11 protein-coding genes are annotated in these 12617 nt (G+C 56.4%); 4 read left to right on the forward strand and 7 right to left on the reverse strand.

The window, feature by feature from the left end; translation table 11 throughout:
• Positions 1 to 10 precede the first annotated feature (10 nt).
• From GSQ70_RS10815 to GSQ70_RS10825, 3 genes are read left to right on the forward strand one after another with little or no spacing between them, the layout of a single operon-like run.
• Positions 11 to 814 (forward strand): sulfite exporter TauE/SafE family protein, encoded by an 804-nt coding sequence (locus tag GSQ70_RS10815; protein WP_158782538.1) that lies wholly within the window; start codon positions 11 to 13, stop codon positions 812 to 814.
• Positions 815 to 869: 55 nt separating this feature from the next.
• A complete protein-coding gene (locus tag GSQ70_RS10820; RefSeq protein WP_158782539.1) occupies positions 870 to 1415 on the forward strand; it encodes an elongation factor P hydroxylase in 546 nt (181 codons plus the stop codon).
• A 30-nt stretch (positions 1416 to 1445) separates the two neighbouring features.
• The gene (locus tag GSQ70_RS10825; protein ID WP_158782540.1) at positions 1446 to 1727 is read left to right on the forward strand and encodes a YfcL family protein; all 282 of its coding nucleotides are present in this window, start codon (positions 1446 to 1448) and stop codon (positions 1725 to 1727) included.
• Positions 1728 to 2197: 470 nt separating this feature from the next.
• On the opposite strand, the gene mnmC is transcribed toward GSQ70_RS10825, so the two are convergent.
• On the reverse strand, positions 2198 to 4330 hold the full coding sequence (gene mnmC, locus GSQ70_RS10830; RefSeq protein WP_158782541.1) for an FAD-dependent 5-carboxymethylaminomethyl-2-thiouridine(34) oxidoreductase MnmC: 2133 nt from the start codon (positions 4328 to 4330) through the stop codon (positions 2198 to 2200).
• Between the two features lie 157 nt (positions 4331 to 4487).
• Here mnmC and fabB point away from each other — a divergent pair, with 157 nt between their 5' ends.
• Positions 4488 to 5714 carry a beta-ketoacyl-ACP synthase I gene (gene fabB / locus GSQ70_RS10835; protein WP_158782542.1) on the forward strand — a complete coding sequence of 409 codons (1227 nt, stop codon included), beginning with the start codon at positions 4488 to 4490 and terminating at the stop codon, positions 5712 to 5714.
• An 88-nt stretch (positions 5715 to 5802) separates the two neighbouring features.
• Here the strand turns inward: fabB and GSQ70_RS10840 are convergent, their stop codons facing one another.
• The 6 genes from GSQ70_RS10840 to GSQ70_RS10865 all read right to left on the reverse strand — a co-directional run bounded on the left by GSQ70_RS10840 (position 5803) and on the right by GSQ70_RS10865 (position 12343).
• On the reverse strand, positions 5803 to 6174 hold the full coding sequence (locus GSQ70_RS10840) for an MmcQ/YjbR family DNA-binding protein (RefSeq protein ID WP_158782543.1): 372 nt from the start codon (positions 6172 to 6174) through the stop codon (positions 5803 to 5805).
• Positions 6175 to 6218: 44 nt separating this feature from the next.
• Complete coding sequence (locus tag GSQ70_RS10845; protein WP_158782544.1) at positions 6219 to 7853, reverse strand: FGGY-family carbohydrate kinase; 1635 nt, start codon at positions 7851 to 7853, stop codon at positions 6219 to 6221.
• 15 nt (positions 7854 to 7868) lie between these two features.
• The gene (locus tag GSQ70_RS10850) at positions 7869 to 8819 is read right to left on the reverse strand and encodes an ABC transporter permease (RefSeq protein WP_158782545.1); all 951 of its coding nucleotides are present in this window, start codon (positions 8817 to 8819) and stop codon (positions 7869 to 7871) included.
• A 1-nt stretch (position 8820) separates the two neighbouring features.
• The gene (locus tag GSQ70_RS10855; protein ID WP_158782546.1) at positions 8821 to 9807 is read right to left on the reverse strand and encodes an ABC transporter permease; all 987 of its coding nucleotides are present in this window, start codon (positions 9805 to 9807) and stop codon (positions 8821 to 8823) included.
• Positions 9800 to 11293, reverse strand: coding sequence for a sugar ABC transporter ATP-binding protein (locus tag GSQ70_RS10860; RefSeq protein ID WP_158782547.1), 1494 nt, complete (start codon positions 11291 to 11293; stop codon positions 9800 to 9802). Before GSQ70_RS10860 ends, GSQ70_RS10855 begins: the two co-directional genes overlap by 8 nt.
• Before the next feature lie 63 nt (positions 11294 to 11356).
• The gene (locus tag GSQ70_RS10865) at positions 11357 to 12343 is read right to left on the reverse strand and encodes an autoinducer 2 ABC transporter substrate-binding protein (protein WP_158782548.1); all 987 of its coding nucleotides are present in this window, start codon (positions 12341 to 12343) and stop codon (positions 11357 to 11359) included.
• Positions 12344 to 12617 lie beyond the last annotated feature (274 nt).

Here is a 12617-nt window from a genome sequence, read left to right on the forward strand (position 1 = left end):
GGACTGAAGAATGGACTGGTTTGTTGTCAGCCCGCTGCTCGTCGGGCTGCTGTTTTTTGTGGCAATGCTGGCTGCATTCATTGACTCCATCGCCGGTGGCGGGGGATTACTGACGGTACCGGCGCTGTTGACGATGGGCCTCTCTCCGGCCCAGGCGCTGGCGACCAATAAATTACAATCCATTGGCGGATCCTTCTCGGCCAGCCTCTATTTTGTCCGGCGTAAAGCGGTCAATCTTCGCGAGCAAAGACTGAATATCGCCATGGCCTTTATCGGCTCGGTGAGCGGCGCGGTGCTGATCCAGCACGTTCAGCCGGGCGTGCTGCGTCAGGTGCTGCCGCTGCTGCTGATCTCTATCGGTCTCTATTTTCTGCTGATGCCAAAAATTGGCGAAGAAGATCGGCACCGTCGCCTGCACGGTCTGCCTTTTGCGCTGGTCGCGGGGGGCTGCGTGGGGTTTTATGATGGTTTCTTCGGTCCCGGCGCTGGCTCATTTTATGCCCTGGCTTTTGTCACGCTGTGCGGCTATAACCTGGCTAAATCTACCGCTCATGCCAAAGTTCTGAACTTTACCTCCAATCTTGGCGGCCTGTTATTCTTTATGTTTGGCGGCAAAGTCATCTGGGGGACCGGGCTGGTGATGCTGGTTGGCGCGATCTGTGGTGCAAGGCTGGGGGCGCGTCTGGTGCTCAGCCGTGGACAGACGCTGATCCGCCCGATGGTGGTGATAGTCTCTGCGGTGATGAGCGCCAAACTGCTGTATGACAGCCACGGCGCAGCGATAGCCGAATGGTGCCACCACCTTTTGGGCTGAGATAACCCTGGTGCGCCACGGATTTGGCGCGGTATTTTTTTACAGAAGAAAATGAATGAGTCCTTCACACCATTATGAGCAGCTGATTGAGATTTTTGACCGCTGCTTTTTTGCAGATTTTCAGACGCGCCTGATTAAAGGCGACGACGAACCGATCTATCTTCCTGCCGATGAGGAAGTGGATTACCATCGCGTGGTGTTTGCTCACGGCTATTATGCCAGCGCGATGCATGAGATTTCCCACTGGTGTATTGCCGGTAGCGAGAGGCGTAAACAGGTCGATTTTGGCTATTGGTATTGCCCGGACGGGCGTGATGCTATGACTCAGAGCCAGTTTGAAGTGGTGGAAGTGAAGCCACAGGCGCTGGAGTGGATGTTTTGTGTTGCGGCGGGGTTTCCCTTCAACGTAAGTTGTGACAATCTCAATGGAGATTGTGAGCCGGATCGCATCGCGTTCCAGCGTAAAGTCCATGCTCAGGTAATGGCGCAGCTGGAGCAGGGCATTCCCGCCCGGCCAGCCCGTTTTATCGCTGAACTTTGCAAGTATTACTCAACACCCCCGCTGACTGCGGCACAGTTTCCCTGGCCGGAAGATCTGTGACCAGGGGGAATGGAACGGATAAGGAATTTTATGATCGATGAATTTGAAGCGCGTATCCTGGCCCTGATCGACGACATGGTGGAAAGCGCCAGTGACGACGAGCTGTTCGCCAGCGGCTATCTGCGTGGACATCTGACGCTTGCAGTGGCCGAGATTGAACAGTCCGGCGAGCACACTCCGGAAGCGCTGCAGATTCAGGTACAGAACAGCTTGCAGAATGCTATTCAGGCGGGCGAGCTTTCACCCCGTGACCAGGCGTTGGTGATTGGTATGTGGGATAATCTGTTCCTGCAGGCGCGTAAGTCAGCCTGAGGGAAGAGGGGAGAACCAGGCTGCCAGTAAATCTGGTGCTGGCATGGGAACCTGATTGTCACTATATCCGATGCTGGCGTGGGGAACCTGGTGGTTTGTAAATCTGGTGCTGGCGTGGGGAACCAGGTGGTTTGTAAATCTGGTGCTGGCGTGGGGGACCTGGTCGTCTGTAAATCCGGGGCTGGCACAGGCAACTCTGACCGCTCATAAAGACGCAAATTACGCCATCCGTGGCAGCTCGACTCGCGCCGTCCATGGCGCGAGACGCTTTATTCCTGGCCAGGGTTCCCTGTGCTCTGATCTTCGGTGTAGTCTGAAAACTTCAAAACTTCAAAACTTCAAAACTTCAAAACTTCAAAACTTCAAAACTCCAGGGCTCAGACTGTCGAACACCGGACCACTCAACGATCAGTAATCAGATGGATAGTGAATCCTTTTTTTTCTGAACGTAAGTTTCCCAGTGCCGGACTCTAAGCCGTTTTCACTTCCTTTCCCTTCAGCAGTTTCCGCACCCAGTAGCGATTTGGATGGGTGGCTGCCAACGTATCCTTATCCAGTGGGATCGGCTCTCCGCACAATTCCGCAGCCAGCACTTCCGCCGCCAGCGGGCCGCTGCACAACCCTCGTGAACCGAGCGCGCCCAACACGAACAAACCTTTATGCACCGGTGCCGGTTTCGCTTCCTCTTTATGTTTTACCAGGTCGGCGTACTGTTCCAGCGTTTGCTGATAGTCCGGCAGCGGGCCAAACAGCGGCAGGTGATCGCGGGAGGCACAGCGCACGCCGACACGGGCGCTACCTTCACTGACGTCCACCTCGTGCGGCCATCCGGCTTCAGGCAGGCAGCGGATCAGTCGCTCGCGGTTTTCCTGCTGATCGTCTGCGCGATAAGCAGTGGCGCTGTCGGCGCGATGGTAGCTGGCCCCGATGCAGTGATGCTGGTTAGCTGGGTTAACCGGGGTGAGATAGCCGTCATAACAGAGCACCTGCTTCAGCGCGCCGAGGGCTGGTGTGGTAGGGATGTGGCTGACCTGACCGCTTACCGCATAGGCTGGCAGCTTCTCGCTTTGCACAAATGAGGTCAGCGCATGGCCGGTCGCCAGCACCACGTTGCGGTGAGTTTGAGCGGGAAGATCGGCAAAATGCAGCCGCCAGCCTGATGCATTCTGCGTTGCTGAGTGTGTTGCATCCGGCATTGTTGCCTTTGCGTTATCCGGCATTGTGGCGGCAGGGGCGGAATGACCCCCGCCCGCGATCAATGGCCTCAGGGCATTCTCATCGCCGTCGATAAGTGCTTTCATCTCAGTCAGCGTATGCAACCAGTTAATTTTCAGTCCCTGCTGCTCTGCCAGCCGGAACAGCGCCGGGGTCAGCTGACCTGGCGAGAGCCAGCCGCCCTGTGGATAGGTGATCCCGCCATAGCCGGTTTCCACGCCACACAGCGCTTCTGCTTCCTCAGTATTTATCGCACAGGCAATCTCTTCCGGCAGCTGCATGGTCAGCATCCGGGCAATTTTGTCGCTGCTTTTCTCATTCCAGCCCAGTTGGGTAACGCCACACCAGTCATGATCGAAGTCGACCGTCAACTGGTCATAAACCCGGCGGGCAAAGGTAAACGCGCTGGGGAAGAAGCGGCCCAGAGCCGGATCGTGATGATTGAGCAGGGGATAAAGCGCGCCCTGGCGGTTGCCGGAGGCACCCTGAGCAGGTTCATTATCGGCACAGTAAAGCGTGACATTTTTACCACGACGCAGCAGGGCAAGCGACAGCAGGGCGCTGGCAATGCCGCCGCCGATGATGGCGATATCATCTCCTTCTGCGGATGGCCGTGCATACCAGGGGGCCTGAGCAGGCGTGCTGACAGCCTGTTCCATCACACCGGCAATCATGTCGCGTTTTGGGCCGAAACCTTTACGTTTCCCGGTGGTAAAACCAGCTTCCTGCAGACCTCTGCGCACAAAGCCCGCCGAAGTGAAAGTGGCCAGCGTACAGCCTTTGCGGGCCATTTTCGCCATGCAGGCAAACAGTTCCGGTGTCCACATATCCGGGTTTTTTGCCGGAGAAAAGCCATCAAGAAACCAGGCATCGACCTGCTGGTGCAGACTGTCATCAAAAGTGTGAATGAGCTGGTTAATATCGCCAAACCACAAGTCAAGCGTCACGCGGCCCCCGTCCAGCAGCAGGCGATGGCAGCCGGGCAGGGCAACCGGCCACTGTTTGCGCAGGGCCGCTGCATAGTCTGACAGCTCTGGCCAGCTGGCATGCGCGCTGGCAAGGTCACTGACGTTTAACGGATATTTCTCACAGCTGATGAAGTGTAAACGCTGTAGCCTGGAGTCTGGTTGCGCGGCCCGAAAATCATTAAACGCCTGCCAGAGGGTCAAAAAGTTCAGCCCGGTACCAAAACCGGTCTCGGCAGTGACCAATAACTCTCGCGGATGTGTGGCAAACCGATCGGGCAAATTGTTGCCGCCCAGAAACACGTGTCGCGTCTCCTCCAGGCCATTCTCATTGGAGAAATAGACGTCGCCAAACGCTCGGGATACAGGTGTACCCTGTTCATTCCAGCTCAGTTCAGCATGCTCGATCGGGGTTATTTTCACGGCAGAAGCTCAGTTATCAGGCGGTGCCGCGATTGTAACGGTGTGAGCCAGCCCACGCAAATTTACAAAAGTTAACCGCTGATCGGACTTGTTCGGCTTACAACTGTAAGCTAAAGTGCCTGTCGAATCCTAATATAAGCAGTGAAAGAGGTATTGAATGAAACGTGCAGTGATTACTGGCCTGGGTATCGTTTCCAGCATTGGTAATAACCAAGAGGAAGTCCTCGCGTCTCTGCGTGAAGGACGCTCCGGCATTACCTTCTCTCAGGAGCTGAAAGATTCCGGCATGCGTAGTCACGTCTGGGGTAACGTCAAGCTGTCCAAAGACGAAATCTCCAGCCTCATTGACCGTAAAGTTCTGCGTTTTATGAGCGATGCGTCCATTTATGCTTATATCTCTATGCTGGAAGCGGTGAAAGACTCCGGCCTGACCGCTGAGCAATACCAGAACAACCCACGTGTGGGTCTGGTTGCCGGTTCAGGCGGCGGTTCGCCGTTCTATCAGGCAGCAAGCGTGGACGGCATGCGTGCTAAAGGTCTGCGCGGCGTTGGTCCGTATATGGTGACCAAAGCAATGGCTTCCGGCGTCTCTGCCTGCCTGGCAACCCCGTTCAAAATTCACGGTGTGAACTACTCCATCAGCTCAGCCTGCGCCACTTCTGCACACTGTATCGGTAACGCGGTAGAGCAGATCCAACTGGGCAAACAGGACGTGGTCTTTGCCGGTGGTGGTGAAGAGCTGGTCTGGGAAATGTCCTGCGAATTTGATGCGATGGGTGCACTGTCCACCAAATATAACGACACGCCAGAAAAAGCGTCCCGTACTTACGATACCAGCCGTGACGGCTTCGTTATCGCTGGCGGCGGCGGCATGGTCGTGGTTGAAGAGCTGGAGCATGCGCTGGCTCGTGGCGCGCATATCTACGCTGAAGTGGTGGGCTACGGCGCAACTTCCGATGGCGCAGATATGGTTGCTCCATCAGGCGAAGGCGCAATGCGCTGTATGCGTCTGGCGATGCAGGGTGTGGATACGCCAATCGACTACCTGAACACCCACGGTACCTCTACTCCGGTCGGAGACGTGAAGGAGCTGGGTGCCATCCGTGAAGTCTTCCCGGACAACACGCCGGCCATGTCTGCCACTAAAGCAATGACCGGGCACTCTCTGGGGGCGGCTGGCGTGCAGGAAGCGATTTACTCGCTGCTGATGCTGGAGCACGGTTTTATCGCGCCAAGCATCAACATCGACGAGCTGGATCCCGCTGCTGAAGGTCTGAATATCGTGACTAAACCAACCGAGCAGAAACTGAAGACTGTCATGTCTAACAGCTTCGGTTTTGGTGGCACCAACGCCACTCTGGTTATGCGTAAACTGGACGCATAAATTCTGGCGGGCCGGAGACATCCGGCCCCTGGAAGTGAGATGCATCTGTGTTTCCGGGCGGGATCTATTCCGCCCGGTTATCCGGACTTCAGGTTTCTCTTTTCACCATCGGCCGCTGTTTTTTCGGCAGACCGGCGACCACCAGATCGTAAGACTCCTCGACCAACTGCTGTACTAACCCTTCTGAAATTTGCTCACCCGCATAGATCGAAATCCAGTGGCGCTTATTCATATGGTAGGCCGCATGGATGCTGTCGTAAATTGCCCGCTGGAGCAGGGAATTCTCCGGGTCGCACTTGAGATTCACAATCCTTTCGCCGCGAACCTGAGCCATCAGCGCAAACATCTTCCCGCGCACCTTGAACACCTCATATTCCGGGCCGAAAGGATAGCAAAGCTCTGCCAGCGGCTGGGCCTGAGCGACTCTTATCGCCGTCTCCTGAATCTGTTTTCCGTCCATTGTTGCTGCTCTCTGTGCCAGGATCTGCCTTGCAGGCTAGCACATTACCCCTCCTGCATCATCTGGCGGTACTTCATATGGTCGTGATACATCTCACGGAATACGCGGTATTTCTGGTCGTAATAATGCTTGATCTCATTGGTCTGCGGCGTCACGGTTTTGCCGATGCGGCTCATGGCGTTCATCGCCTCCGGCAGTGAGTCGTAAAGCCCGGCGGCTACCGTGCCCATCATCGCGCCTCCCAGCAGCATCGCCTCACTCTCTTCCGGCAGCAGCATGGCGCAGCCGGTAGCGTTGGCATGCTCCTGCACGAACACCGGATTTTTAGTCCCGCCGCCGCTGGCCATAATGGTGTCAATGCTGTAACCGCTCTGATTCATCGTTTCGATGATGTGCCGTGCGCCCAGTGCTATCGCCTGAATGGTCGCCAGATAGTGCAGCGCCATATCCTCCGGCGTGCGCGACAGCTTCAGCCCGGTCAGAATGCCGGTCAGGTTCGGATTGGCGCGTGGGGAACGGTTGCCGTGGAAATAGGGCAGCATATGAATATCGCGGGTCAGGAAAGCGATCTTTTCCGGTTCGCCGGCCAGTTTGCGTAGCACATCATTCAGCATCTCATAGATGGTTTTGCCCTGCGCCTTGCCCTGTTCGCGCAGGCTGGCGTAGCAGGGATGGGACTGGATCATATGGTCAATCAGCGCACCGGTGGCCGACTGGCCGCCTTCGTTCAGCCAGAAATCCGGCAGTACCGCAGAATAATAGGGTCCCCAGACGCCTTTGATAAAGCGTGCCTCGCGGGATATCGCCATATGACCGGTAGAGGTGCCGCCAATCAGCGCGATACGGCGGTCGAAGTCGGCGTGTTCTCCCGAGGCTCCGGCCGCGCCAAGCGTTCCGAGGCTTCCGGCATGGGCATCGATGATCGACACGCTGACAGCTGTACCGGGCAATAGGCCCATTTCACTGGCGGCACGTTGCGTCAGGCCGTGGCCCAGCGGCTCGCCCATAGTTTTTACGTCGCTGCCGATTTTCGCTGCATCATGCTCAAGCAAATCTTCCAACCCGATCTGGCGGAAGTAGCTGGCATCCCAGCTGTTCTCATGGCCCATATAGGTCCATTTGCACACCAGCGAACAAAGCGAGCGGGTTTCATCCTGTGTCGCCCGCCAGGTGAGAAAGTCCGGCAGATCGAACAGATGGCCGATATTCTGCCAGCTGTTGGGCATATGCTGCTTCAGCCACAGCAGTTTTGGTGTCTGCATTTCAGGCGAGATCACGCCGCCGACATAATCCAGCACGCGGTGTTTAGTGGCATTGATTCGTTCCGCCTGCACAATCGCCCGGTGATCCATCCACACGATAATATTCTGCTCGCTACGCCCGGATGGGCTGACCGTCAGCGGCTTGCCCTCTTTATCCAGAACCACCAGTGAACAGGTGGCATCAAAGCCGATGCCTTTAATCTGCACCGGATTGATATTGCTCTGGTTCACCGCATCCCGCACCGCCTGGCAGACTGCCTGCCAGATATTGTCCGAGGACTGCTCGACAAAATCAGCCTGTGGCCGGAACAGTTCAATCTCCCGGCTGGCCTGGCCCATCATCCGGCCCTGCGGATCAAAAATACCCGCCCTGGCGCTGCCGGTCCCCACATCCACTCCCAGATAGTAACTTGTCATTGTTAGCCTCGACCGTCAGGTTCTGCGATTCTGCAACGCAATAAACAGGATAAGCACGCCGCCCCAGAGTGCCATGGTGAGGTAACTGCTCACCCCCAGCAGATTAAGCCCGCTCTCCAGCATTTGTAATACGATCAGCGCCAGTACCAGACCAATGACCCGGCCAAACCCGCCATCCGGGTTCACGCCGCCCAGTACAGAGGCCAGAATGGTGATCAACAGCCAGGATTCGCCGTAGCCCGCCTTGGCCGAGTTGAACATCGACATCATCAGCAGGGCAGCGCCCCAGCTGAGCAGGGCGGAAACCACATAGACGGTAATCTGCACTCTGGCTGTGTTGATACCGCTAAAGCGGGTGGCCTGCTCATTCGAACCGAGCAGATAGATACTGCGGCCCAGCGTGGTCTGTTCCAGCAGCACCCACAGCCCGAAGGCCACCAGCAGAAACAGCAGCAGGGCAAAGGGAATGCCCAGGACATCCCCGTTGCCAAGGAACTGAATAAACGGCGGAAAGCCGGAAATCACTGCGCCGTTAGAGATCAGAATATTCAGCCCGGCAATCAACGTCATGGTACCCAGCGTGGCGAGGATCGGTGACACACCCACCACGGCTATCAACAGGCCGTTAAGCACGCCAATCGCCACTGCCAGCAGCGCGCCAGCGAGCAGAGCCAGCAGTAGAAACTGCGGTCCGGGATGGGCAACAATGATCGCACCCATCAACAGCGAGCAGGCATTGGCGCTGGCAATGATTGACAGGTTGATGCCGCCGGTGAGCATGGTGATGCCCATTCCCAGCGCCAGCAGGCCCAACACCGGCAGCTGGGTGGCGATAGACTGGAAATTACCGAGGCTGAAGAAGCGGCTGCCCAGCGTAAGGGAAAACAGTGCCAGCACCACCACAATCATCAGCAGTTGCAGGCGGATAATCCGGTCGCCGGGTAATGCTCTGATTAATGTGCTCATGTCATATCCCCTTCGCCAGTTTGCGTTTTTCGTTCCATGCCGTGGCGCTGATACTCACCAGGATAATCAGCCCGCTGAACACCATATGCCAGTAGGAGGAGACGGCCAGCAGCGTCAGGCCATTCTGCAGGAAGGCCAGCAGCAGCACGCCCAGCAGCGTGCCGATCAGCGATCCCCGGCCGCCGGTCATGCTGGTCCCGCCCAGCACCACTGCCGCCAGTACTGTCAGTTCATAGCCTACCAGCGAGTTCGGTGCTACCGACTGCGTGGTCTGAGCCTGCACCACGGCAGCCACCCCTGCCAGCAGCCCCATATAGCCATAGACATACAAGTGCAGGGTCAGCAGGTTCATGCCGAGCCGCGAAGCCGACTCGCGATTGCCGCCCATTGCATAGATTTGCCGCCCGAGGCGGGTATAGCGCATCAGCACGCCGGTGAGGACAAATACCGCCAGCAGGCAGAACAGGGGCAGAGTGAGGCCATATTCATAGCCATCCGCAGCGGTAAAGGAGAACCAGTTGATGCCATTCATAAACCAGTCCGGGAAGCCGTACAGCCAGGTTCCCTGGGTGTACCACACGAGCAGGCCGTAAAAGAGATTCAGCGTGGCGATGGTAATGATGATGGCGGGGACGCGCAGGAAACAGACCAGCACACCGTTGATCAACCCCAGCAGCAACCCGCACCCCATGGCGATGGCGAACACGCTGAAGAAGTTGCCGCCGTGCGCCAGCATGGTACTGGCCATGACGTACTGGGCAATAGCGGTCATCGCCGGGAATGAGATGTCGATCCCTCCGGCGATCAGCACCACAAACAGGCCGCAGGCGAGGATACCCAGAATGGCGTAGCTGGTGGCGACGTCGGTCAGGTTACCCAACGTTAAAAACTCGCTGGTGCGCAGGCTCAACCCCAGCGCCAGCAGCAGGATCAGCATCCCCAGCCAGATCTCGTGGTGGCTGAGGAGATGACGTAGTTTGTTATTCATTCACCACCCCGGCAATCTCTTCTTCGCGGCACTGATGCGGTGCGAAGCTGGCGATCAGCTCGCCCTTGCGCATCACCAGCACGCGGTGACTGTTGTAATAGGCTTCAGGGATTTCATCGCAAATCATCAGTACCGCCATGCCGGACTCGGCCAGATCGCGGGCGATGCGGTAGATCCCTTCTTTATTAGCGATATCCACGCCAACGGTTGGCGAGTCAAGGATCAGCACGCGGGGATCGGTTGCCACCCACTTGGCGATTGCCACGCGCTGGGCGTTGCCGCCTGACAGGGTCTGCACTGGCAACTGGCTGTCCGATACTTTGATGTTCAGTTCACGGATCAGGCTGGCAACCTGATGGCGGGCTTTGCCGCGGTCAAGCAGCCCGGCACGATTGCGCAGGCGGCTGAACACCGGTACCAGCATGTTATCGAAGATCGACTGCTGCATAATCAGTCCCTGGGTTTGCCGGTCTTCCGAGACGTAAGCAATACCGTGACGAATGGCGTCGCGGTTACTGTGCAGTTTCACCGGTTTGCCCTCCACGCGGATCTCGCCGCTGTCCGGCTGGCTCATGCCAAACAGGGACAGGCATAATTCGGTCCGTCCGGCACCCAGCAGGCCCACAACAGAGGTGATTTCCCCGCGTCTCAGGCTCAGGCTTACCGACTGATACTGGCCTTTCTTTGACAGGTTGTTCACTTCCAGCAGTGGCATTTCGCTGCTGTCGGCGCGCTGCGGCAGATGGCTGAAGGCAAAGCGCTGCCCGGTCATCAGGAAGGCCAGCTCGTCGCTGTTCAGGTCGCTGGTCGGATAAGTGCCCACCAGTTTGCCGTCACGCATCACGCTGATGCGGTCAGCTACTTCCATCACTTCGTCCAGCTTGTGGCTGACGAACACCACGCAAATTCCGGCGGCTTTCAGTTCGTTGACCACCCGCAGCAGGCCATTGACTTCATGGCGGGTCAGCGAGGCAGTGGGTTCATCCATGATCACCAGGCTGGCATCGGCAGCCAGCGCCCGGCCAATTGCCACCAGCTGGCGGTCGGCGATCGACAGCTTTTCCACTTTGCGATCGAGGTCAAGTCGCACACCGATACGTTGAAGCGTACCGGCAGCCAGCTTGCGCATTGCCTTTCTCCGCACCCAGAAACCGCCACCTGGCAGATAGCTGTGCACTGCAATGTTCTCTGCCACCGTCAGGTTGGGAAACAGCGACAGATCCTGATAAATCACCTGGATACCGTAAAAGGCCGACAGTGCAGGTGTCAGATTGGGAAACAGCTTGCCGTCCATGCCAATACGTGCGCCTTTGTCGGGATGATAAACGCCCGAGATAATTTTAATCAGCGTGCTTTTGCCACAGCCGTTTTGTCCTGCCAGACAATGCACCTCCCCTTTATTCAGGGTAAGCGTGACGTTATCCAGTGCCCGGACGCCGGGAAAGGATTTGCTGATTTTTTCAAGAGAAATAAAGGATTGCGACATACTCTTTCCTCACCGGCGCGGATGATTGCCGGTCAGTAAGACCGGCAGCACCGCTGGGTCCACTCAGAAACCGAGCGTTTTGGCGTTGTCTTTGGTGACTTCCAGAATGCGGTTAAAGCGGATCACATGGTTTTTCATATCCACATCGGCTTTACCCATGCCGTCAATGGTCAGGTCGCTGGTGACCTGCTTGCCATCGAGGATTTGATCGGCCAGGTTAACCAGTGCAAAGCCCGCGTCTTTCGGGTCCCACAGCAACGCTTTCTTTATATCGCCAGAAGCCAGGTAAGGAGCAGCCTGTGCAGGCATGGCAATGCCCACAACGGCAATCTTGTTTTTCGCACGTTTGCTTTTCACTGCCTGACCGGCACCAATCGGGCCAAGGGAACCAAAGCCGATAATGCCTTTCAGATCGGGATAGGTACGCATCAGATCGAGAGTGGTGGCGTAGGATTTGTCGATGCTCTCCGCCACTGGCAGGCGAGAGGTGACTTCATGCATGTCCGGATACTTCTCTTTCTGATATTTGATTGCTGCATCCGCCCAGGCGTTGTGCAGCGGCACGGTGAGCGAGCCGACGTAGATGGCATAGCCGCCTTTGCCGCCCATCGCGGAGGCCAGCTCATCCATATTTTTTTCGGCATATTTCTGGCTGTCAATGGTTTCCACATCCCACTGGCCGATCTGCTGATCGGGTGATTCATGGGTCAGCACCACGATCCCCTGGTCGCGTGCTTTTTTCAGCACCGGTTCCAGCACTTTCGCATCGTTCGGCACCACGATAATGGCATCGACCTTTTTGGCGATCAGATCTTCAATCACCTTCACCTGCTGTGCCGGATCGGGGGTGGAGCCACCAACCTGATAGGCATTGACATCGAGTTTAGTGGCGGCCTCTTTCACGCCAACTTCCATGCGGGTGAACCACGGAATGCCGGTAACTTTCGCCACCACCGCAATATCATGTTTTTCAGCCGAGAAGGACGGTGTTGACAGCAGCATGCACGCAGAAACCACACATGCATTCAGTAATGCGAGGTTAAATTTCATAGCAATACCTTTCAGTAGGGTGGCGGAAGAACCGCTAAGTTGCCCGCCAGTCCGCAGGCTTATAATCGGATAAGATGTGGTTTTGGCCACCGGAGCAAGATAGCAAGCGTTTTTGCGCTCAGCGGCAGGCTGGCTGGAGAAGTGTGAGATATGCCCGGAAAGGTTAAATTTAATAGCTTATATAGTTAATTTTTTGTTAAAAAATAAACTATTGTGGTAATTTTACATCAAATATATGTTTATATTTTGTTAAATTTAATTGTTTTAGCCGTTT

The sequence above is a fragment of the Pantoea sp. BAV 3049 genome (assembly GCF_009765445.1).
Classification (GTDB): domain Bacteria; phylum Pseudomonadota; class Gammaproteobacteria; order Enterobacterales; family Enterobacteriaceae; genus Erwinia.